Below are 20,278 nucleotides of genomic sequence, written 5' to 3'. Positions count from 1 at the left end.
TAACTAATCTGTTTCGCATCCATTAAAGTTAGACTGCATTTTTGAAGGAGCCAAAAATGGCCAGCACTACTGTCAAAAAGGGCACAATGGGAAATGGTATTATCTTTGCCCCCATGCTGTTACTTTTATATCCACTCTACGGTTTAGTCACCAGCGGATACTTGCTTGCAACGCTGTGCTTAATTGCGCTAGCAGTCATTCTTTTTTTTAACATTAACAAACTGATCCGTCATTTGAGACAACTCGAACGTGCAGCCCATCACTTAGGCGAGGGTGATTTGAGTTATCAGCTTGACGAAAAAGATGCTGGCGTCTTTAACAGCGTCGTACATAGCATCAATCGAATGGGCGAAGATGTAAGCCGTACGATTTTGTCCTTAATCGATACCAGCGAATGGATGAAGAAAGTCGCGACGGATATTAAAACGATCAGTGAGCAGGCCAAACAAGGCGTACTTGAGCAGGAACGCCAGACTGAGCTTGCTGCAACGGCGATGACGCAGATGGTTTCAACCGTACAAGAAGTCTCGCATAATGCCGCCAGTACCGCGCAAGCCGCCGATATCGCTCAAAATTCTGCGAAGCATGGCGATGAAATAATGGGACATATCGTAAATAAAATTAACGATATGACCACACAAATCCATCAAACAAAGTCGGTTATTGAGCATCTTGCCGCTGATACCAATAGCATTAGCAGCATTATTGAAACCATTTCCCAAGTGGCAGAGCAAACTAACCTGCTCGCGCTCAATGCGGCGATTGAGAGCGCCAGAGCGGGTGAGCATGGTCGTGGATTTGCTGTCGTTGCTGATGAGGTCCGAAATTTGGCGAAACGCACCTCAGAGGCAACCGCCGAAATTCAACAGCAGATAACGGCATTGCAAAAGGGCGCCCAACAAGGGGTGGAGGTGATGTTAAAAAACGTCACTATCGCCGATGAAACCGCCTTGATGGTAGAGCAAGCCCATAAATCTCTGGGTGAAATTGTCACTCACGTTGAAAGCATTACGGATATGTCCCATCAGATCGCCACCGCATCGGAAGAACAGCATGCCGTTGCTGAGGAAATTAACAAAAACATCAGCGTGATGGCCGAACTGGCATTGAAGAATGCTCATCATACGAATCTAACCAATTTATCCAGTCTCAAGGTTTACAATATGTCTCAGGAGATTGGCTCGCTGCTGCATCGTTTCCATGTGGATAAACAGCTGTTTACCTCTAGCCAAGCCCAAAATAAATTGTTTGTGAAATGGGGGCCAGAGCTCGATATTGGAATGTCTGAGATTAACCGTCAGCATCAACGTTTAGTTTCCTTGGTTAACGAATTGCACCGTACCTTAAGCGAAGCCTATGGCCTTGAGGCGATCAAACGAATTGTTCAAGGACTTGTGGATTACACCGCGAATCATTTTTCCTATGAAGAAGAGCTTTTTGCTCGTTTTGGTTATCCACAAACCAATGGACATAAAGAAAAGCATGCTCAGCTTGTTGGTCAAGTTCTTGATTTTCAAAAGCGGGTTGCCAGAGGTGAAGATGTAGCCGATGAGTTAATGGCATTCTTAAAATCTTGGTTAGTGAACCATATTCAAAAAAGTGATAAGGAATATGCCCAATTTTTACTTGCCCATGGTGCAGAGTAGATTTAGCTGCCGTTATTATGACTATGGTGTATCCTCGCAGAGGACATGTGACTAGAAGACGGATTTTTGAGCGGTTAAATCTAATTTGTCTACAAGCCTTTGAAAAGGGCTTGCCATTGTCTTCGGCAAAGGTATAATTCCCACCACTTAGAGCCAGCTGATTGTTTTTGTTAGCTCTAACAACTCATAATGCCAGAGTGGTGAAATCGGTAGACACAGCGGATTCAAAATCCGCCGCCCTTAAAAGCGTGACGGTTCGAGTCCGTCCTCTGGTACCATCCCTATTAAAGGGACTAAAACCGACCTTGAGTCGGTTTTTTTGTACCTCCAATTCAGTAAAATAATCTGCGTGAGCTTGATGCTATATTCGTATAGTCATCATTTTGATGAGTAGTATGGGTATCGAGACGCAATTTTGCCTTTGCTGATAATTTAGTGGGATTGGGCAATATCCATCTGCGTCATGGTCACGCCTTTTATCTGAGCGTAAATCTCTTTTCCTGCCACAAGTTGTAACTCGTCACAGGCCCATAGGGTGATGTTGGCCCAGAGCTCGTCGTTGCCTAAGGCGATTTTGAGCTGGACTTGCTCGCCATTATCACTTGGATAAAGTTCTTTTATCTTCCCTTTGAGTACGTTACGAATGCTCGACCTTTTAGGTTCCGCAGTACAAACCGAGACATGGTTTGCTTGGATCCGCACTTTTACCTGTTTGTGGTTTTGTGGCGACAGACCGCTGACCCAGAGCTGATTGCCATCATCCATCACCAGTCTGGTCATTGGATAATCGGGATGGCTGTCGGCGATTCTGGCGCAAATAAGTGAACTTAATTCCTGCAGTGGCACCCAAGGGCGCATTTGTTCGCTATTCCACACGTCAGTCAGTGGCCCTTGGGCAATGATCTGACCTTGATGCAATACCAGCATATGGTCGGCAAGTTGTAGGATTTCATCCAAGCTGTGGCTGACATAGATAATCGGCAGCTTCAATTCCTGCGCGAGGGTTTGTAGATAGGGCAGTAATTCCCGTTTCCGTGGCAAATCGAGGGAGGCTAATGGTTCATCCATCAATAACATTTGCGGCGAGGTGAGCAGTGCCCGGCCAATCGCAACCCGTTGTTTTTCACCGCCAGAGAGTGTGCTGGGATAGCGGCTTAAGAGTTTTTCTATACCCAGTAGCGAGACCACTTTGTCGAACAATTCAGGTGCTTTATGGCGCATCCCATAGGTGAGATTACCTTTCACACTGTAATGGGGAAATAATCTCGCTTCTTGAAAGACATAGCCAATTCGGCGTTTTTCAGGGGGGAGATTAACGGTTTTATGTCTAAACAACAGCGTATCGCCAAGGCTAATTTCGCCTTTGTCCGGCGTGGTTAATCCGCCAAGTAAATTCACTAAGGAGGTTTTGCCTGCTCCCGATCGGCCGAATACGGCGGTGACGCCCTGTAACGGCAATTGGGTGTTCACCTTAAGTTGCAGTTGGCCGAGTTGTTTTTCAATATTGATGTTTAACATACACTTGCCGTTCTTTTGAGGGCCTTTTTAGTGAGCCATTGGGAGGCGAGTAAGGAGGCCAGCGCTATCACTATCGAGATGATACATAGGCGCATTGCCTCATATTCTGCTCCTGGCGTTTCGATAAAGGAATACATGGCTAGCGGAATCGTGCGAGTTTCACCGGGAATATTGGAGACGAAGGTGATGGTTGAGCCAAATTCACCTAGGCTGCGGGCAAAGGCGATGATCATCCCTGAGACGATACCGGGCGAGGTGAGCGGCAATGTGATGGTTAGGAATACCCGCCAGCGACTGCTTCCCAAGGTGCGCGCCGCCTGTTCTAGGCGAATATCGACGGTTTCGAAGGATTGACGTATGGCTCTGACCATTAAAGGAAAGGAGACCACTGCAGCGGCGAGTGCCGCGCCGCGCCAACTAAAGCTAAAACTTAATCCAAACCAGTTATAAAGCCATTGTCCGATAATGCCTTGACGCCCCATGCTGATAAGCAGCAGGTAACCCACAACCACAGGTGGTAACACTAGGGGGAGATGCAGGAGACTGTCGAAGATAGCCTTACCGTGGAACTCTACGCGTGCTAACAACCAAGCGCATAAAATGCCTAAGGGTAAACTGGCGAGCACCGCAACCGCCGAGACTTTGAGGCTCAGTAGCAGCGCGGCGGTTTCGTATTCGCTGAGCAGTGGCTCGCTAAACAGCGAACCACTTAAGATAAAATCACTCAGCACTAATTCACTCCAAAGCCATATTTTTCAAACACTACTTTTGCGCTAGGGCCTTGCAGATATTGATTAAACGCTTTCGCGCTGTCAGTTGATTGCTGCTGAGTTAAGGCGCTGGGATATTCAATTGGGCTATAGCTGCTGGCTGGGAAGGTTGCCACAATTTTAATCTTTTGCGCCACTTTGGCATCGGTTGAATAGACGATACCGAGCGGTGCTTCGCCCTGTTCTACCAATGCTAAAGCTGCGCGCACATTGTTTGCTCTTGCCAGCAGTGGCTCGGTGATTTTCCAAAGATTTAGGTTTTCAAGCGCTTGCTTGGCGTATTGTCCAGCTGGGACATGGTCAGGGTCGCCCACCGCTAAACGGCTGCCATTGACCGCGGCCTTAATATCCCAATCGCTGTTTAGGATGACTTGGTCTACTGGGCTATTCTTTTCGGCAATCAGCACTAAGGTATTTTTTAACAGGGTAATACGGCTATCGGCATTGACCGCCTTGGCCTCGACGAGGTAATCCATCCATTTTTGGTTGGCGGAGATAAACAGATCGGCAGGTGCACCATTGGCAATTTGTTTCGCTAAGGTTGAAGACGAGGCAAAGGAGAAAATCACTTTTGTTTGATGTTCCTTTTCGTACTGCTGGCCAATCTCATTAAGCGCATTGGTGAGTGATGCGGCAGCAAAAACAGTTACTTGTTCTTTGTCAGAGGCAAAACTGACGCTGCAACTGAGAGCTAAGCCAATGACTGAGGCTGTGGTAAAGCGCAAAAAGTGTTTGAGCGAGCTCATGGTGTTCCTCCGTGATAAAAAGTGATCGATATATACCAATCTATATATCGAGTATTCAAGCCCCGATGCATAAATTAGTGATCTCGGCTCGATTTATCTGTGAAAGCAGCAATACCTAGGCTGATAATTCTGAGTGTACATATTGGTATCTCAAGATTGATCGGGGACAATAACATTCACTTAAGTTAAGGCGCGCAGGAACATGGACTTACACGCACTACTGACATTGTCATTGGGGGATAAATCTTTCGCCAATACGCGGCGGATAGCTTTACTACGCCAAGTGGCCAATACGGGATCGATAAGCCAAGGCGCCAAGTTGGCGGGGATTAGCTATAAGGCCGCGTGGGATGCGATAAACGAGATGAATACCACTATGCCCGAGCCCGTCGTCAGCAGCGAAAAGGGCGGTAAAGGCGGCGGTGGCGCCAAACTGACCGAGTTTGGTGAGCGTTTACTTAAGGTGTACTCCATTACCTCGCAGGTGCAGGAAATGGCGCTGTCGGCGCTGCTGGATGATTCAGTCGATATGCACAGTCTGTTAGATGTGATGGCGCATTTCTCCCTTAAAACCAGCGCCCGCAACCAGTTAACCGCTCGTATCCATAGCATTGAGCCGCTCGGCTTGAATGACAGCCTGAAGGTGACATTGGCGGGGGGGCAACAGATCCAAATCTCAGTGACCCATGCCAGTTTTGAGCGTCTGCAGTTAGCGCTTAATCAATCGATTTTATTGTTGTTTAAGGCGCCCGCAGTGATTGCCAGTCGTTATGTCTGCCAGAGCGAGGGGCAAAATTGCGTCAGTGGGCACTTACTGAGTGTGACAGAATTGGCCGATAAGGCTGAATTAGCCATCAATATCGGTGGCAAGGATGTGATCTACTCAGTGATGCCGTTGGCAGACACCCAAACGCTAGTACTAGGTCAGCCGTGTTTTGCCTGTTTTGATGCCACACAAGTGATTGTTGCCAGTATGAATTAAAGCATGCAGCGAGGATGCTAGGCATCTCGTGGCAGGCCTTTTTGAATGACCCTAACCAGTCGCTCCGTTTTACGGTTATTGGCTTGTGAGCCGCCCGCATGTTGCCGCGATAGGGCCCAGTCGATATGTTCTTTCACCATATCATCGATATCCGCTTGGGCTTTACGTTGCTCAAGGGCGGTGATGATTTGTGGCGAACTCGGCGCATTGCCTAGGGCGACGGCGATATTGCGTAGCCAGCGCTGATGACCAATACGGCGAATGGCACTGCCTTCGGTTTGCTTTAAAAATTCTGTTTCACTCCAAGCAAATAGCGTGAGTAGTTCGGGCTGCTTGAGTTTGGGGCGAATATGGAAATCACTCTCTTGCGTTAGCGGCGCCGCACGATTGACTGGACACACTAACTGACAATCATCGCAGCCATAAATGCGATTACCCATTAACGGACGAAATTCCTCTGGAATGGCTCCCTGCAATTCGATTGTTAGATAAGAAATACAGCGCCGTGCATCCACGGTATAAGGCTCGACGATAGCGCCCGTAGGGCAAGAGGTGATACAGGCCACGCAGGTGTTGCAGTCTTCCTGGATCGGAATATCTACGGGTAAGGGCAAGTTGATCAGCAATTCCCCGAGGAAGAACCAGCTACCTGCATCGTGGTTAAGAATAAGTGAGTGCTTACCAGTCCAACCTATCCCGGCTTTTTCGGCTAATGGACGTTCTAGTACAGGGGCTGAATCGACAAATGGTCTAAAGTCAGCGGCATCGAACCCCAAGGTGACAAGCTCGCTACTGATTTGATCGCCAAGCTTTTTTAGGCGAGCGCGAATGAGTTTGTGATAATCCCTACCGCCTGCGTAGCGGGAGATATAGCCCATATTCGGCGAGGCTAAGTTAGTGGCAAAACCCGCCTCAGGGGGCAAATAATCCATTCGGGCTGATATCACTCGTACTGTGCCTGGATGCAATTCGTGGGGGCGAGCGCGCATCATGCCATGGGTGGCCATATAGGCCATTTCCCCGTGATATCCTTTATCTAACCACGTTTCCAACTTAGCTTCTTCCGCGGTTAAATCGGTGTCGCAAATCCCTATTTGGGCAAATCCGAGGGCCTTTCCCCAAGTCTTGATTTGCATGGCAAGACGACTAAGTGTTGCGGCGTCGGGAATATTGGCGGGAGAGGTGGCTGTGATCGACATTGAAACGGCATTGAACTTGATAAGATGGCTCTATGATAGCAGTTTTAAGCTGTAGCGGACGAGTTTAGTGTTTAGGGGATAAGCCAAATTATAATTGTTGCTTTCTTCTGTGCGTAAATTAGCACTATGATTAAGATTAACTTTCCCCTTCGGCCTTGCTCATGTTGCCTACCTTTAGTAAACACTGCTATCACCTATTGTTTTGCGCGGGTCTATTGGTTTATGCCGGCGGGAGTTTTGCAGTAACTGAACCTGTTCGTTTAGTTACAGAGTCTTGGCCGCCCATGAGTTTTGAGCAAGATGGCGTGCCAACAGGTTTTGGTGTTGAGCTGGTTAATATATTGCAGGCACGAATGGGTCAGCAGGAAAAAATTGAAGTTTTACCTTGGGCTAGGGCTTACGCGATAGCCAACTCCGCGCCAAATGTATTGTTGTTTGCCACTTCTATTAGCGATGAGCGGGAAGCCCATTTCGATTTTATCGGCCCCATTGCGACCAGCAAAATCACCCTCTACGCTAGAGCTGATGATCCTATCAGTATTAAGCAGTTGGCAGATGTCAGTGCGGCGGGAATTGTCGGTGTTTATCGTGAGTCAGTAGGCGCACAGCTATTACAGCAGCAAGGTGTAACCTCTTTATTAGTGGCGAGTTTCCCGCAGCAATCGGCTAAACAACTATTGTTTTCACGAGTGCGTTTTTGGTGTCAGGCTGATTTGGCGGTGAAACATATACTTGAGGAGGTAGGGACGAGACTTATAGATATTCGAGCAGTTTATGTGGTCTCTGAGGTTAATCTTTACCTTGCTTTCTCTAAGGGCACGTCTGCGGATATGGTTCAACGCTGGCAAGCTGAGCTAGAAAAGCTTAAAGAGTCGGGGGATTTTACTCGACTCTATCAAAAATGGTTTGGCGCATTACCGCCACCTCTTCAACATCAAATCTTTTGGCATAAAGATAATTAAGCTATCGCTTCAGCAGCTTTAACGCAGTTTCTTCCGGCATTTTTGGCTTCGTACAGGGCATTGTCAGCTCGTTTCAACAAACGGGCAAAGCTTTCATCTTGCTTGCCTAATTCCATATTTAAAGTAGCTACTCCAGCACTTACGGTTAGCTTTAACTCTACAGGTAAATTAATCGCACCATAACGGGTGATTAAGGTTTGTAATTCATGTGCTAGCTCCCAAACTCGTTTTGCATCAGTATTGGGCAGTAAAATTAAAAACTCTTCTCCGCCGATACGGCCAATCAAGTTGCGATCCGCCGTTAAAGCTTGGCTGGCTTCGGCTATGGTTAACAGGGCTTGGTCGCCAATTTCATGGCCGAAACTATCGTTAATCATTTTAAAATGATCCGCATCGAAAATAATCACTGATAACGGGGTTTGTTGCTTTAGCGCCTGTTGAAAATACAGGTCCGCTTGGGCATAGATGTGCCTGCGGTTGGGCAATTGGGTCAGATAGTCGGTTAGGGCTATGGTTTGTAAATGCCTATTTCTTTGTACTTGTTTATAGGCAAACAGCGACACTATTGCCAAGATACAGCCCGTTAGCAGCAGGATGATAAGTTGCAGAGATTTGTTTTTTTCAAGCAGCGCTAACTCTTGCTCCTTCGATTTTTGATTATCAATCAATCGCTTATTTTCTGACTCGATCCAACTCGTATCAAACTTTATTTTTAATTCTGTCGTCTGATGCGCTGAGGAGTTATCATCCACTTTCTTGGTAAGGACAACAAATTGTTGAAGTGTATTATAAGCTTGCGGCAAATCGCCAAGAGATGCATAGACGTCGCTTTTTAGTTGTAAAAGCTGGATCAGCCCACGGTCATTGTGCATCAGTCTAAATGCATTTTCTGATGCAGAGAGTTCATCTAGCGCTTCTTGATCGCGCCCCTGTTGAAAACGAATTTTCCCCAAAAATAGCTTTAAAAAACTATAAGCAGCTGGTTCATGTTCGGTTATTTCCAGTGCGGCTTCCTTTAAATAGGTTTCGGCTTCATTGAGGCGATTTAACTGAATTAGGCTATAGGCAATATTTGTCGCGTTGATTGCAGCAATAAGATTGAGATTATGTTCTTTATAATATTGATAGCTAGAGCGGAAGTTCTCAATTGCTTTCTCATGCTCACCCATTTCGTCTAATGCTATGCCTATATCAGAAGTCACATTCGCAACTTGCTCTTTATTTCCATTCTTTAAATATAATTCTTTGAGTTTACTATAGTATTTTATAGCGCTCTCGGGATCACCGTAACGCCTAAAACTCGTGGCTATATCGCTAAGATTTACATTCGCCCATCCGGTAAGATTTAAAGATTCATACAGTCCTTGAGCTGTCACCAGATCATCCAATGCTTCAGAAAAGTTGCCTATATAAGAGTGCAGAGCACCTCGCAGGCTGCGAGCATCTGCAATAAGTTTAATGTCCTCATGCTCGTACGCACTTTTGAGGCTCTTAGTGTAGCCCTGCATGGCTCCACTGATATCGCCTGTTAATTGTAGAAACCAAGAGTAGCAAAGGGTGATATCTATTATGTAATGAGTTGAAGCTGTCGCTGGTATATTTGCAACTGATTGTTTTGCATAGTTTAATGCGTTGGCAATTTCTTTTTCGGTGTCAGACACTTGGTTCCAGCACTTCAGCAGATTAAGCTTCTCTATACGCTTAGAATCATCGCTTGATATTAACTTTTCTAATAGTGCTAGATTTTGTTCGATAGTTTCACGCGGGACTGCTTCGCCACTATCAAATAATGCGAATATTTGATCAACCTGCGTTTTCTCTTCTGCTGCAAGCTTTAGTGGCGCAATAAGCAACAAAATGAGTATGGTTAAATATCGTTGGCAATCTTGCAAGGGAGGTATTTCCTGTTCGCACTGAAACAGATAGCTAATCATTATCTTAGCATAAGTTTTTCACCTATTGGTTACATTGTCTATTGGGAATTTTTGCATTCATTCCGCTATCAAGGTATAAACGTCGCTTTGGATTTCACCCTATAAGGAAGCCCTTTGAAAAAAGTACTCAGTACCATCCTTTTGCTATTTACTGGAGCGAGTTGGGCAAGCTCGGATGATATCGAAACTTCGGGTGATGTGGTGCACCTGCTCTTACCTGCAACCGCCTTGGGGGCAACTTTATTTTATGAAGAGGGTAATGAGGGCAGTTGGCAGTTACTCAAGGCTGCAGTCTCAAGTCGAGTCATCGTCGAAGGGCTTAAACTGGGTGTCAGTAAGGATAGACCCGATGGTAGTGGTGATGATTCTTTTCCGTCAGGACACACTTCGGACAGCTTTATGGCGGCCACGTTTATTCAGCAGCGCTATGGCTGGCAATATGGTCTGCCTGCCTATCTCGCTGCTTCATATGTGGGCTATACCCGAGTCGAGAGCGATAAGCATTATCTAGAAGATGTACTCGCCGGAGCTGCTATTGGTATGCTGGCGGGTTGGTATTTTACGGAGCCCTATAAAGGGATCACAGTGACACCGTTAGCCCATAATGGGGTTTATGGTTTATATCTTAGCGGCCAATTTTAAGTCGTTTACGAAAGAGAGTAATTATGGCTGAAGTATCAGTTGAATATCGTGAAACCGCCGAGCGGATTTCCCACAATGTGGCCAATAAAGTGTTACCTATGGCAAAAATGCCTGAGAGCCTATTAGAGGCTTATAAAGGTCTATGCGCTGAGTTGTTACTCGATCGCGAAGGCAAATTTGCCGCGGCTTGGGAGGCATTGCCTGCCAGCGCTCGTAACTTGATGCCACAGGCTGAGTTCCACGGTTTTTATATCGCCAACGCTTGGCTGCAATTAAGCCGAGTGGCCCAAGAGATTTCTGAGCAGGCTGATACCGATGAAGCGATCAATGAACAGGAATATAACGGCATTTTTACTCGTTTAGCCGACGAGTCATTAAAGGAGTGCGTGCGCAAATTAAAGAAAGCGCGCACCGACCGTTCAATGCTCAATAGCTTTAAGCAAGTGATGGCGCCATAAGGCATAAACGTCTTGAGCTAGATAGCAAATGCCCGTCGATTGACGGGCTTTTTATTGGAATAATGTCTGAAATTAGAACGAAGTACGCTTATAACGGCGATACTCTGGTTTCCAGAAATTATCTTCGATAGATTGCATCAGCAGCTCATCACTCGCGGGTAAGGATAAACCCTGTTCAATCGCCACTTTACCGACGGCGAAGGCAATATGCTTACTCACTGAGTGAATATCTTCCAGTTTTGGTAGGAGTGGCCCTGAGCCATTAATCGCCAAAGGCGAGCATTCGGCGAGCGCACGGCTCGATGCCATTAACATCGCATCGGATACATGGCGAGCACCCGAGGCGAGTACACCTAAACCAATACCAGGGAAGATAAAGCTGTTGTTACATTGCGCGATTTCATAGGTCTCGCCATCGACAACTACAGGTTCGAACGGGCTACCCGTTGCAACTAAAGCTTGGCCAGACGTCCAGTGCAGAATGTCTTTCGGCGTCGCTTCAACACGACTGGTCGGGTTCGACAGTGGGAAGATAATTGGGCGTTCGCAGTGGCTATGCATTGCACGCACAATTTCTTCAGTAAATAGACCCGGTGCGCCCGATACGCCAATCAGAACCGTTGGTTTAGCGTTATTCACCACATCGAGCAGTGAAATATTATCGCTGAAGTTATTCCAGTTGCTGATATCAGCACATTTTTGAGCCAATTTTTGTTGGAATGGCAACAGGTTAGGCATGTTGTCGAGCAGCAGGCCCCAACGGTCAACCATACAAACTTGGCTGCGGGCTTGCTCATCGCTGATCCCTTCAGACACCATTTGCGCAACGATAGCTTCGGCAATACCGCAGCCAGCGCTACCGGCACCTAAGAAGGCGACACGCTGTTTGTTAAGCTCAGTACCCGCGGCTTTACAGGCGGCGAGTAACGAGCCCACAGTCACAGCGGCAGTACCTTGAATATCATCGTTAAAGCAGCAGTAGCGATCCTTATAACGCTCAAGAATTGGCATCGCATTCTTTTGGGCAAAGTCTTCGAATTGGATCAGTGTATCTGGCCAACGTACATGCACTGCTTGCATAAAGGCTTCGATAAATTCGGCATATTCTTCGCCGCCAATACGCGGATGGCGCCAACCCATGTACATAGGATCTTCCAGCAATTGTGGATTATCGGTACCTACGTCTAAGGTAATTGGCAGTGTGTACGCGGGGCTGATCCCACCACAGCTAGTGTAGAGTGACAGTTTACCAATCGGGATCCCCATGCCGCCAATACCTTGGTCGCCTAAGCCTAAGATGCGCTCTCCGTCGGTCACAACGATGATTTTTACTTTTTGGCGAGTCGAGTTATTGAGGATGTCGTCGATTCTGTCCTTATTTGGGTAGGAGATGAACAGGCCTCGGTTACGGCGATAGTTTTTCGAGAAGCGCTCACAGGCCAAACCCACCGTTGGAGTGTAGATAATTGGCATCATTTCGCTGATGTGATTTTGCACTAAACGATAAAACAGCGTCTCGTTGGTGTCTTGAATGTTGCGCAGATAAATGTGTTTATCGAGATCGTTATTGAAACTTCTGAATTGATCGTAGGCGCGCGAAGCCTGTTCTTCAATTGTTTCAATTGCGTAGGGTACTAAGCCTTCGAGGTTAAAGAAAATTCGCTCTTCTTCCGAAAATGCACTGCCCTTGTTAATCAATGGCGCTTCAAGAATGGCAGGTCCTGCAAACGGAAGATAGAGGGGGCGTTTATTATCGTCCATGGGTAACCTTTGAGTTATTGTTTAAGTGGTTCGGTACGTGCTTGAGACGTGCTATAGGTCACGTAAGGTTATCACGAAATGTGATCTTTGTTGCCTGTGTCGTGCGCTATTTGTGGCTTTTTTTGCAGCACAGGCAATTATTGCTGTTTAAAACACGCATCTGTTAATTGATTGTAAATGGTTTAGCCAGATAAAAGGTTGTTTAACCAACTTAAAAGCCACAACGCAGCCTAGGCTGCGTACCGGTATTACCGGATTTCGAGCAACAAAGTGATGGATTCATATCCCTTAGCGCCTTGGGCGAGGTGGCAGCTATTATTCAGTATTGGCTTAATCGTTAATTTGGCCTGATTGAGCAACACTTGGCTTTTTTCACCATGTAAGCAGGCGCTGTTGACCCACTGTGCAAAATGTTCTTCCGTTGGCGTCGTTACTTTGGATGAGTTTGAGGGGGGCGCAATTGCGGTTTTCGCTATGGTTAATTCCGCCATTTTTTTGCCATTTTTAGCTATTCTGAGACTGGAACCCGCTGTCAGGTAATGGGATACAGCCTTAATTTGATTGCGAAGACTGCGCTCGGTTTTCTGCTGAACTTGTTCAATGACCCACACACCCTGTTGGCCTGCAACCGATAGTTTTTGTGCCTCAATATCAACCAGTAGAGCGGTATTTTCATCAACGCCAAATGCCATGCTCTCACCAGTATTTGCGGCCAACGTCAGCAAGCGTAAATGGCGATCGCGTTCAGTAAAGTGAGTATCGAGAATGCCAAACGGGAAAAAGCCTAAGCCACCCTCTGGGCGATAAGTCACTGCTGTAGCAGGAATTTCACCATCACAATTATTGAGTTCACAGCGTTCACTCGGCGCCTTTGCGGCATACGTGCCGAAGGTGAGCGCTCCTTCGCTGGTGCCGCCAGTGATCATATTATGTTGGGTCATTACCGCGGTGCCAGCACTGGTGCCGCCGATAATGATTTGTTGCTGAGCAAAGCGCTGTTTAACCAGTGTTAAGGCGTCACTGGGTTGACCCTCAGGCGTTAGCCAGGCCTTTAGCGTTAAACTTTGATCGCCTCCATTGAGGAATAATCCATCCATTTGCTCAAGTAAGGTGTAGAGGGTGTTTGGATTATCGCAGTAATCATGTTGACGTTGAGTTTCAGAGGGATAAAGCCTTTTTTTATCAATGTTTCCTTGCAGTTGCTGACGGAACAATGGCAGCATTTTACATTCACCAGTGGCAATTCCCTTTTGCAGAGCGGCATCAATGGGTAGCCAAATTACCTCTGCGCCCGATTGCTCAAACACACTTAAATAAAAATGTGCACTCTCAAAGGGATCTCTGGCCGATGCAGTAACGATAGCAATCAGTGGACGCTGTGCCGTCGGTTGTCGTTGTTGACGCTTTTTTAAGGCTTGCTGAACAAACAATCGGTAGAGTTCAATGGCATGTGAACTACGGCTGGCATCAAGTATGACTTGCTCTTGTTTTATTAAACCATCCGCTTGCTGCTGTGCTTCGAGTAAATCGAGTAGGGCAAAATACGTTTTATCATCCAAGGTGTTGAATAACGCTGGGTCGAATTTTCCAACATTTTGTTTTAATTCGGTTAAGGAAAGAAGCGAAGCATGCTTTGCCGCGGCTAAGCTGGCATTACGTAGGCTGACCTGCTGTGCTTGAGTGAGCATCTCAAGGCTTGGGTGAGCCAAAGCCCGCTCTAGCCATAATGGACTGAAATCATAGCGAATTTCACGTTTAGCGGCTGGCGAAAATGTGCTGTTGGTTTTGCAATTTTCAGGTGACATTGAGCTACAAGTTTTTATTCCTCCACCAACAAGCATCAGGTCAAATGCAGGCTGTGTTGGCACTTGTTTTGGCGGCTGTAAAATGGGTAACGCACTGAGCGTTGATGAAAAAAACAGGTAAACAAGACAGCAAAAAGCGATCAACTTATTGAATGTAAAAAATAAGTATTTTGATGATGGATGGTTCATGGTGGCACTCAATAAAAAAGTGTGCGCCATGTATTGACTCGGAGCTTATGTTACGGATAGCCTTTTAACAGGTCAATAACAATAGACTTCTTTTTATTACATGAACTCCGCAGCAACTCTTTTCCAACGATATCACTACCGCACGTGGTATCTGTCCGAATGGTGGGACGAATAACCTACTGAACACGCTTGTGTTTAGTGGAGTTTTGTTCTGCTGTCTAACTCCCCTATCAATGATTTGATAGACGATGGGCTTTCTGTAAAACATTAACTAATGCCATGCGTATTGACTCACGCACAGCAAAGCCACGTCTCAAAATTCTAATAAAATGATTTTCGGGAGCTTACCATGAGAAGTTCAGTACTTTTATGCACCATTTTTGGCTTGGCGTTGTCACCTATCGCAGTTGCAGTTGCAAATGAATTAGAAAAAAGTTCGCCAAATCAACCCTCGGCAGAACCTGAGGTTGAACGAGTTGCCGTCACTGGTTCTCGTCTTAAGGGCGTGGATATGGAAGGGGCGAATCCCCTGCAAAGCTTTAGTCAGGATGAAATCACTAAACGCGGTTATGCATCGGTCAGTGAGTTTCTCAAGGATTTACCTCAAGCTTCGAGTGCGGGAACCTTCTCCGAAACCGGCGGTGTAGGCGGTGCAGATGGCGCTCCTGCGGGAGCCTCCGGTGTGAGTTTACGGGGATTAGGTTCGAGCTCGACCTTAGTGCTCGTCAATGGTCGACGGGTTGCTGTGGATTCATTTTCAAATGGATCGGACTCCTTTGTTAACGTCAACGCAATTCCCTTATCTGCGATTGAGCGCATTGATGTATTAACCGATGGCGCCTCATCCATTTATGGTTCAGATGCGATTGCAGGTGTGATTAACTTTATCTTACGTAAGGATTTTGTTGGGCATGAGCTGACCGCTCAATATGGTGACGATACCTCGGATCATGATGCTAGCCGTAAAAATCTGACCTATGCTGGCGGCTTTGCCACGGAGAAAAGTAATACCACTGTCGTATTAGATTACGCCACCCGTAACCCGATTTTTAACAGTGATAGACCAGTCAATGTCACGTTTGAATCGAGCACACGGATGACGATTGACGGCAGCGATTATGCCGAAACCTGGTGTGGTAACGACACCCAAAAGGCGGGCAGCCGTTGTAATTACGACTATGTGATCCAGCGGGCTATTCAGCCTGATTACGAAAATGCGGGGGCGACCTTTAATCATATTTATCGATTGGATAATGGATTAGAGCTGTTTGCTGAGGGCATGTATCAAAAAAATACCGGATCAGCCTACGAGGCCCCAGCCGCTTTCACCGTAGATGTTGCTGGTGATGCGGCCTTTATTCCGCAATATGTGAAGGATATTGATCTTAAAGATGGCAGTGTCAGTGATTTTATAATGGTGAGAACCCGCTTCCCCGAGCGCCGAGTGCAGGAATACGATACACAAAGCTACCGTTTACTGGCGGGCCTGCGTGGTGAATTGGCGGACTGGAGTTGGGAAAGTGCGCTGAGCTATGGTAAGTCTACAAATGAAATCAAAAACATATCTGGTTATATGAATGCGAATTTATTGGACGAAGCCGTGGCGATGGGGAAATTTAATCCCTTCAATTTAGGTCGTGATAATGCAGAAGCCGAGCTTGCCGCACTAAGAGATCCCGGAATTAGACAGGGTGAGTCTGAGGTGCTTTCAGTCGATTTTAATATCAGTGGCGAGTTATTCAATTTACCCGCAGGTACTGTGAGTTCAGTATTTGGTGGTGAATTTCGTAAAGAGGACATATTCGATAAACCGTCGGCCAATGCGGTTAATAACGAGATTATTGGCCTAGGGGCAAGTGATGCCGCAGCAGACCGCACCCAATTTGCCGGCTATGGAGAGTTTAATTTTCCGATCACTGAGGCTTTAGATCTGATCGCGGCGTTGCGTTACGACCATTACAGTGATTTTGGTGGCGATGTGAATCCTAAGGTATCGCTGCGTTATCGGCCAATAGATGAACTGGTGCTGAGGGCTTCATGGAGTACAGGTTTTAGGGCGCCATCGCTTTCGCAACTAGGGGCGGGGACGTCCCTCGGTAGCCAATACATTAATTGCGGTGCGGGTGAGCCTTACAATAGTTTATGTGGTGTTGCTGGGGCGGAGTTTGGTGAATTAGAGTTTGACCAGGAAACGGTTGGTAACAAAGGCTTAGAGGCTGAAAAATCTGAGGCATTGAATATAGGAATGTCTTGGAATGCGACGGATAATCTGCAATTTACCGTTGATTACTGGCGTTATGATCACGATGATATTGTCGATATTGATGCGAATACTACCTTGGATGCCTGTATTAATAATCCCGCGAATATTGTCGATAGTATCGCCGCACTAGGGGACAACTTTGGCTGCGTGGTTGATAGCCAGGGAGACATTAGCTTCTTACGGACCGGTTACTTCAACGTCGGTAACCAATCGACCGATGGTTTAGATTACAAAGTGGACTATCGTCTTGAAACCGATGCGGCAGGCGAGTTTAGTTTTTATCTCGCGGGTACCGAAACCTTCTCCTTCGAGCGGCAGTTGACCCCTTCAACACCGAAGGAAGATTTACTCGGTCGTTTAAGTGGCGCCGCTGAAATTGCTCGCCCAGAGAGCGTGATTGATCTCGGTACGGACTGGCAGCTCAATGATTTGAGTGTGAGTGTGGCTGGGCACTATATCAGCTCATTAGGGGATGGTGACTTTAAGTTTGATAATGAAACCGTGGATAGCTGGCTGACGTTTAGCGCTAGCGTGGGATATGAGTTAGGCGAGCACCATAGTTTATTGTTATCAGTGCGTAACTTAACCGATGAAGAGCCGCCTTATGCTTCGTCTCCTACGAATGGTTATGCCAGCTCAGTGCATGATTGGCTCGGTCGTCGCTGGAATATGAGTTACACCTTCAAGTTTTAATTAGTTTGTGGGCTGGCTTAATCGCGATTAGGTCAGCCCTTTGTCATCCTATTGATGAAGGTATCCTCAATGAAATCACCCCAAGCGCGGCAAATGCCCGACGCCTTTGTTATCTTATTTTTTATTGTGTTACTCGCAGCAATCAGCAGCTACCTTGTCCCCTCGGGGTGGTTCGCGATGACGGAGGTCATAGACTCTGCGGGAAATACTGTTAAGCGAATAGATCCACAACAATTTTTTATTGCTCAAGATACAGCCCACCATGTGAGTTTGTTTTCCTCAACCGATAAAACGGGATTAGTTAACTTTGCCTTTGATGGTATGACATCGGGCGACAGAATGGGCTCGGCCGTTGGGGTCGTTGCCTTTATTCTTATTGTAGGCGGCGCCTTTGGGGTGGTAATGGATACCGGGGCGATTACCGCCTGTATTATGGCCGTGATCCGCCAATTGCAACGTAGTCAAATGTTGCTGATCCCGTTGCTGTTTGTGATTTTTTCACTCAGTGGTGCTGTCTACGGGATGAGTGAAGAAGCGATTGCGTTTTGTATTGTTCTATTACCCTTATTTAACGCTTTGGGTTACAACGCGGCAACGGTTGTGATGGTGACTTATCTGTCGACCCAAATTGGTTTTGCCACCTCTTGGATGAATCCCTTTAGTGTGGCAATCGCCCAGGGGATTGCCGATGTGCCGTTAATGTCTGGCGCGGGTCTGCGAATGGCCATTTGGTGTTTGTTTACTGCCGTTGGACTGGCCTTTACCCTGCATTATGCCAACAAACACCGTAATCCTTTGCCTGATAAAACCGAACAACTTGAGCAGAGTTCCCTAAATACTCAATGCACTTCCTTTGATATCATAGTGTTGCTCTGTTTACTTGGAGTGATCCTTTGGGTTATTTGGGGAGTCGTGGCTAAGGGGTATTATATTCCCCAAATTGCCAGCCAATTTTTTACCTTAGCTTTACTGGTTGGATTCATTAGCGTTTTATGGCGCAAACGCAGTTTGAACCAAATTTCTATAGCGTTCCAACGGGGGGCAAGCGAGTTGCTCCCCGCTGCTATGATAGTCGGATTTGCCAAAGGGGTGGTGTTACTGCTGGGGGGGGATGATCCGCAGCAGCCTTCCATTTTGAATACTGTGCTGCATTATGCGGGATTATGGTTGGCGTCTTTACCGGATGCTATTTCTGCACTGCTGATGTATCTCTTTCAATCTGTAATGAATTTTTTTGTGGCTTCAGGTTCTGGACAGGCTGCACTGACTATGCCGATTATGGCGCCGCTGGCAGATATTGCCGGGATTAGTCGTCAAGTGGCGGTATTATGTTTTCAATTAGGGGATGGGTTAACCAATTTAGTCATCCCAACGTCTGCCTCACTCATGGGCTGTTTAGGTGTCGCTAAACTGTCCTATGGCCAATGGCTCGCACTGATTTGGCGCTTTCAGCTCTTGTTGACGCTTATGGCGAGTGTCGTTGTTTTATTTGCTATTTTTACAGGATATCACTGATGTTAACTTTAATTCGTAATGCCTTGGTCTACTCGCCGCAATTACTGGGGCTTCAGGATGTCTTATTTTGTGGACCGAACGTACTGCAAATCGCTAAAGGGATTAAAGTTCCGGACGCGGCTTGGGTAAAAGAAGTTGATGCCAATGGTTGTATTTTAATCCCCGGTTTAGTCGATCCTTTAGTGCATATTACCGGGGGTGGCGGAGAGGGCGGCTATCATACGCGTACGCCCGAAATGCAACTCACAGATGCCACACTTGCTGGCGTCACCACCTTAGTGGCCGCGCTTGGGACGGATGCGGTGAGTCGCAGTTTAAATGAGTTAGTGATTAAGGCACGAGCGTTAACCTATGAAGGCTTAAGCGTTTTTTGTTACACCGGCTCCTACGAGTTTCCCGTTAAAACCATTACAGGCGATATCACTCAAGATTTAATGATGATTGATAATGTGATTGGGGTTGGCGAGATCGCCATTGCTGATCACCGCGGTTCACAGCTTACTGCCGCAGAGCTTGCGCGGGTGGCGGCGCAGAGTCGAGTGGGGGGAATGCTCAGTGGTAAAGCGGGCATTGTATTTGTCCATGTAGGGGACGGCGCATCTGGGCTGCAATTATTACATCAGGTTGCCAAGCAATCGGATATTCCTTTGACTCAGTTTTATCCGACACATATCAATCGCTCACAACCGCTTTTAGAGCAAGGGGTTGAATTTGCTAAAAAAGGTGGGGTCATTGATTTTACCACATCGACCAACCAACATTTCTTAAATGAAGGCGAAGTGTCAGTCACCGCAGCGGTTAAATTTGCACTGGAGCAAGGTGTTGATTCGAGTCGAATAAGCTTAAGCTCTGACGGTAATGCTAGCCTGCCCGTATTTGATCATGCTGGGGATTGTATTGGGGTTGAGGTGGGGCAGGTCAGCAGCTTGTTTTATGCCATGTTGGCACTGGTTAAAAGTGGTTTTTCACTAGAGCAAATCCTCCCATTAGTGACATCCAATGCGGCACGTACTCTCAAATTAAAGCGTAAAGGGGGGATTGCCCTCGATAAAGATGCTGATTTTGTTTTATTAAACAATGATCTTGCTATTAATAAAGTTTGGGGCAAGGGACAACTGTTAGTGGATAATGGGATCGCCGTTAAATTAGGTACCTTTGAGGTTTGCTAGGGTGTGTTGGCGTTTCAGGGTTATTT

At 46.7% G+C, this 20,278-nt stretch carries 15 protein-coding genes and 1 tRNA gene; 9 read left to right on the top strand and 7 right to left on the bottom strand.

From position 1 onward, the window contains the following. Positions 1 to 56: 56 nt before the first annotated feature. Together H9J30_RS04000 and H9J30_RS03995 are read left to right on the top strand one after the other, a co-directional pair. On the top strand, positions 57 to 1,646 hold the full coding sequence (locus H9J30_RS04000; RefSeq protein WP_240129792.1) for a bacteriohemerythrin: 1,590 nt from the start codon (positions 57 to 59) through the stop codon (positions 1,644 to 1,646). Between the two features lie 191 nt (positions 1,647 to 1,837). Beyond that, positions 1,838 to 1,924, top strand: a tRNA-Leu gene (locus H9J30_RS03995). A gap of 154 nt (positions 1,925 to 2,078) precedes the next feature. On the opposite strand, the gene modC is transcribed toward H9J30_RS03995, so the two are convergent. The 3 genes from modC to modA are packed head-to-tail and all read right to left on the bottom strand — an operon-like array spanning position 2,079 to position 4,680. Continuing rightward, positions 2,079 to 3,164 (bottom strand): molybdenum ABC transporter ATP-binding protein ModC, encoded by a 1,086-nt coding sequence (modC, locus tag H9J30_RS03990; RefSeq protein WP_240129791.1) that lies wholly within the window; start codon positions 3,162 to 3,164, stop codon positions 2,079 to 2,081. After that, complete coding sequence (gene modB / locus H9J30_RS03985) at positions 3,158 to 3,895, bottom strand: molybdate ABC transporter permease subunit (protein WP_240129790.1); 738 nt, start codon at positions 3,893 to 3,895, stop codon at positions 3,158 to 3,160. The genes modC and modB overlap by 7 nt, the downstream gene beginning before the upstream one ends. Continuing rightward, positions 3,895 to 4,680 carry a molybdate ABC transporter substrate-binding protein gene (gene modA / locus H9J30_RS03980; protein WP_240129785.1) on the bottom strand — a complete coding sequence of 262 codons (786 nt, stop codon included), beginning with the start codon at positions 4,678 to 4,680 and terminating at the stop codon, positions 3,895 to 3,897. Before modA ends, modB begins: the two co-directional genes overlap by 1 nt. 202 nt (positions 4,681 to 4,882) lie before the next feature. On the opposite strand from modA, the gene H9J30_RS03975 reads away from it, so the two are divergent. Further along, complete coding sequence (locus tag H9J30_RS03975; protein ID WP_240129784.1) at positions 4,883 to 5,662, top strand: TOBE domain-containing protein; 780 nt, start codon at positions 4,883 to 4,885, stop codon at positions 5,660 to 5,662. Between the two features lie 17 nt (positions 5,663 to 5,679). Here H9J30_RS03975 and queG read toward each other — a convergent pair whose 3' ends face one another. After that, a complete protein-coding gene (queG, locus tag H9J30_RS03970) occupies positions 5,680 to 6,861 on the bottom strand; it encodes a tRNA epoxyqueuosine(34) reductase QueG (RefSeq protein WP_240129783.1) in 1,182 nt (393 codons plus the stop codon). Between the two features lie 161 nt (positions 6,862 to 7,022). Here queG and H9J30_RS03965 point away from each other — a divergent pair, with 161 nt between their 5' ends. Next, positions 7,023 to 7,823: a substrate-binding periplasmic protein gene (locus tag H9J30_RS03965; protein WP_275679490.1), complete on the top strand. Its 801-nt coding sequence runs from the start codon at positions 7,023 to 7,025 to the stop codon at positions 7,821 to 7,823. Here the strand turns inward: H9J30_RS03965 and H9J30_RS03960 are convergent. Next, positions 7,820 to 9,757 (bottom strand): GGDEF domain-containing protein, encoded by a 1,938-nt coding sequence (locus H9J30_RS03960; protein WP_240129782.1) that lies wholly within the window; start codon positions 9,755 to 9,757, stop codon positions 7,820 to 7,822. The genes H9J30_RS03965 and H9J30_RS03960 overlap by 4 nt on opposite strands. Positions 9,758 to 9,871: 114 nt before the next feature. Between H9J30_RS03960 and H9J30_RS03955 the strand changes: the two genes are divergently transcribed. After that, complete coding sequence (locus tag H9J30_RS03955; protein WP_240129781.1) at positions 9,872 to 10,399, top strand: phosphatase PAP2 family protein; 528 nt, start codon at positions 9,872 to 9,874, stop codon at positions 10,397 to 10,399. Between the two features lie 23 nt (positions 10,400 to 10,422). Then, on the top strand, positions 10,423 to 10,857 hold the full coding sequence (locus H9J30_RS03950) for a DUF3069 domain-containing protein (protein WP_240129780.1): 435 nt from the start codon (positions 10,423 to 10,425) through the stop codon (positions 10,855 to 10,857). 72 nt (positions 10,858 to 10,929) lie between these two features. On the opposite strand, the gene H9J30_RS03945 is transcribed toward H9J30_RS03950, so the two are convergent. After that, positions 10,930 to 12,618, bottom strand: coding sequence for an NAD-dependent malic enzyme (locus H9J30_RS03945; protein WP_023268525.1), 1,689 nt, complete (start codon positions 12,616 to 12,618; stop codon positions 10,930 to 10,932). A gap of 248 nt (positions 12,619 to 12,866) precedes the next feature. Next, entirely contained in the window at positions 12,867 to 14,423 is a 1,557-nt protein-coding gene (locus H9J30_RS03940) for a cyanophycinase (protein ID WP_240129779.1), read from the bottom strand. Between the two features lie 538 nt (positions 14,424 to 14,961). On the opposite strand from H9J30_RS03940, the gene H9J30_RS03935 reads away from it, so the two are divergent. From H9J30_RS03935 to iadA, 3 genes are all read left to right on the top strand, one after another. Next, the gene (locus H9J30_RS03935; RefSeq protein WP_240129777.1) at positions 14,962 to 17,568 is read left to right on the top strand and encodes a TonB-dependent receptor; all 2,607 of its coding nucleotides are present in this window, start codon (positions 14,962 to 14,964) and stop codon (positions 17,566 to 17,568) included. Positions 17,569 to 17,637: 69 nt separating this feature from the next. Next, positions 17,638 to 19,083: a putative basic amino acid antiporter YfcC gene (yfcC, locus tag H9J30_RS03930; RefSeq protein WP_240129776.1), complete on the top strand. Its 1,446-nt coding sequence runs from the start codon at positions 17,638 to 17,640 to the stop codon at positions 19,081 to 19,083. Continuing rightward, positions 19,083 to 20,252, top strand: a complete 1,170-nt coding sequence (gene iadA / locus H9J30_RS03925; RefSeq protein ID WP_240129774.1) for a beta-aspartyl-peptidase — start codon at positions 19,083 to 19,085, stop codon at positions 20,250 to 20,252. Before yfcC ends, iadA begins: the two co-directional genes overlap by 1 nt. Positions 20,253 to 20,278: the final 26 nt, after the last annotated feature.

The organism is Shewanella cutis (assembly GCF_022410515.1).
Taxonomy (GTDB): Bacteria; Pseudomonadota; Gammaproteobacteria; order Enterobacterales; family Shewanellaceae; genus Shewanella; species Shewanella cutis.
The sequence above is the reverse complement of the archived record's forward strand: the minus strand, read 5'-3'. Positions and strand labels throughout refer to the sequence as shown.

Excerpts from the sequence above, each read along its gene's own strand:
- H9J30_RS04000 (WP_240129792.1), top strand. The coding sequence starts at position 57 with ATGGCCAGCACTACTGTCAAAAAGGGCACAATGGGAAATGGTATTATC.
- modC (WP_240129791.1), bottom strand. The coding sequence starts at position 3,164 with ATGTTAAACATCAATATTGAAAAACAACTCGGCCAACTGCAACTTAAG.
- modA (WP_240129785.1), bottom strand. The coding sequence starts at position 4,680 with ATGAGCTCGCTCAAACACTTTTTGCGCTTTACCACAGCCTCAGTCATT.
- H9J30_RS03975 (WP_240129784.1), top strand. The coding sequence starts at position 4,883 with ATGGACTTACACGCACTACTGACATTGTCATTGGGGGATAAATCTTTC.
- queG (WP_240129783.1), bottom strand. The coding sequence starts at position 6,861 with ATGTCGATCACAGCCACCTCTCCCGCCAATATTCCCGACGCCGCAACA.
- H9J30_RS03965 (WP_275679490.1), top strand. The coding sequence starts at position 7,023 with ATGTTGCCTACCTTTAGTAAACACTGCTATCACCTATTGTTTTGCGCG.
- H9J30_RS03960 (WP_240129782.1), bottom strand. The coding sequence starts at position 9,757 with ATGATTAGCTATCTGTTTCAGTGCGAACAGGAAATACCTCCCTTGCAA.
- H9J30_RS03950 (WP_240129780.1), top strand. The coding sequence starts at position 10,423 with ATGGCTGAAGTATCAGTTGAATATCGTGAAACCGCCGAGCGGATTTCC.
- H9J30_RS03945 (WP_023268525.1), bottom strand. The coding sequence starts at position 12,618 with ATGGACGATAATAAACGCCCCCTCTATCTTCCGTTTGCAGGACCTGCC.
- H9J30_RS03940 (WP_240129779.1), bottom strand. The coding sequence starts at position 14,423 with ATGTCACCTGAAAATTGCAAAACCAACAGCACATTTTCGCCAGCCGCT.
- H9J30_RS03935 (WP_240129777.1), top strand. The coding sequence starts at position 14,962 with ATGAGAAGTTCAGTACTTTTATGCACCATTTTTGGCTTGGCGTTGTCA.
- yfcC (WP_240129776.1), top strand. The coding sequence starts at position 17,638 with ATGAAATCACCCCAAGCGCGGCAAATGCCCGACGCCTTTGTTATCTTA.
- iadA (WP_240129774.1), top strand. The coding sequence starts at position 19,083 with ATGTTAACTTTAATTCGTAATGCCTTGGTCTACTCGCCGCAATTACTG.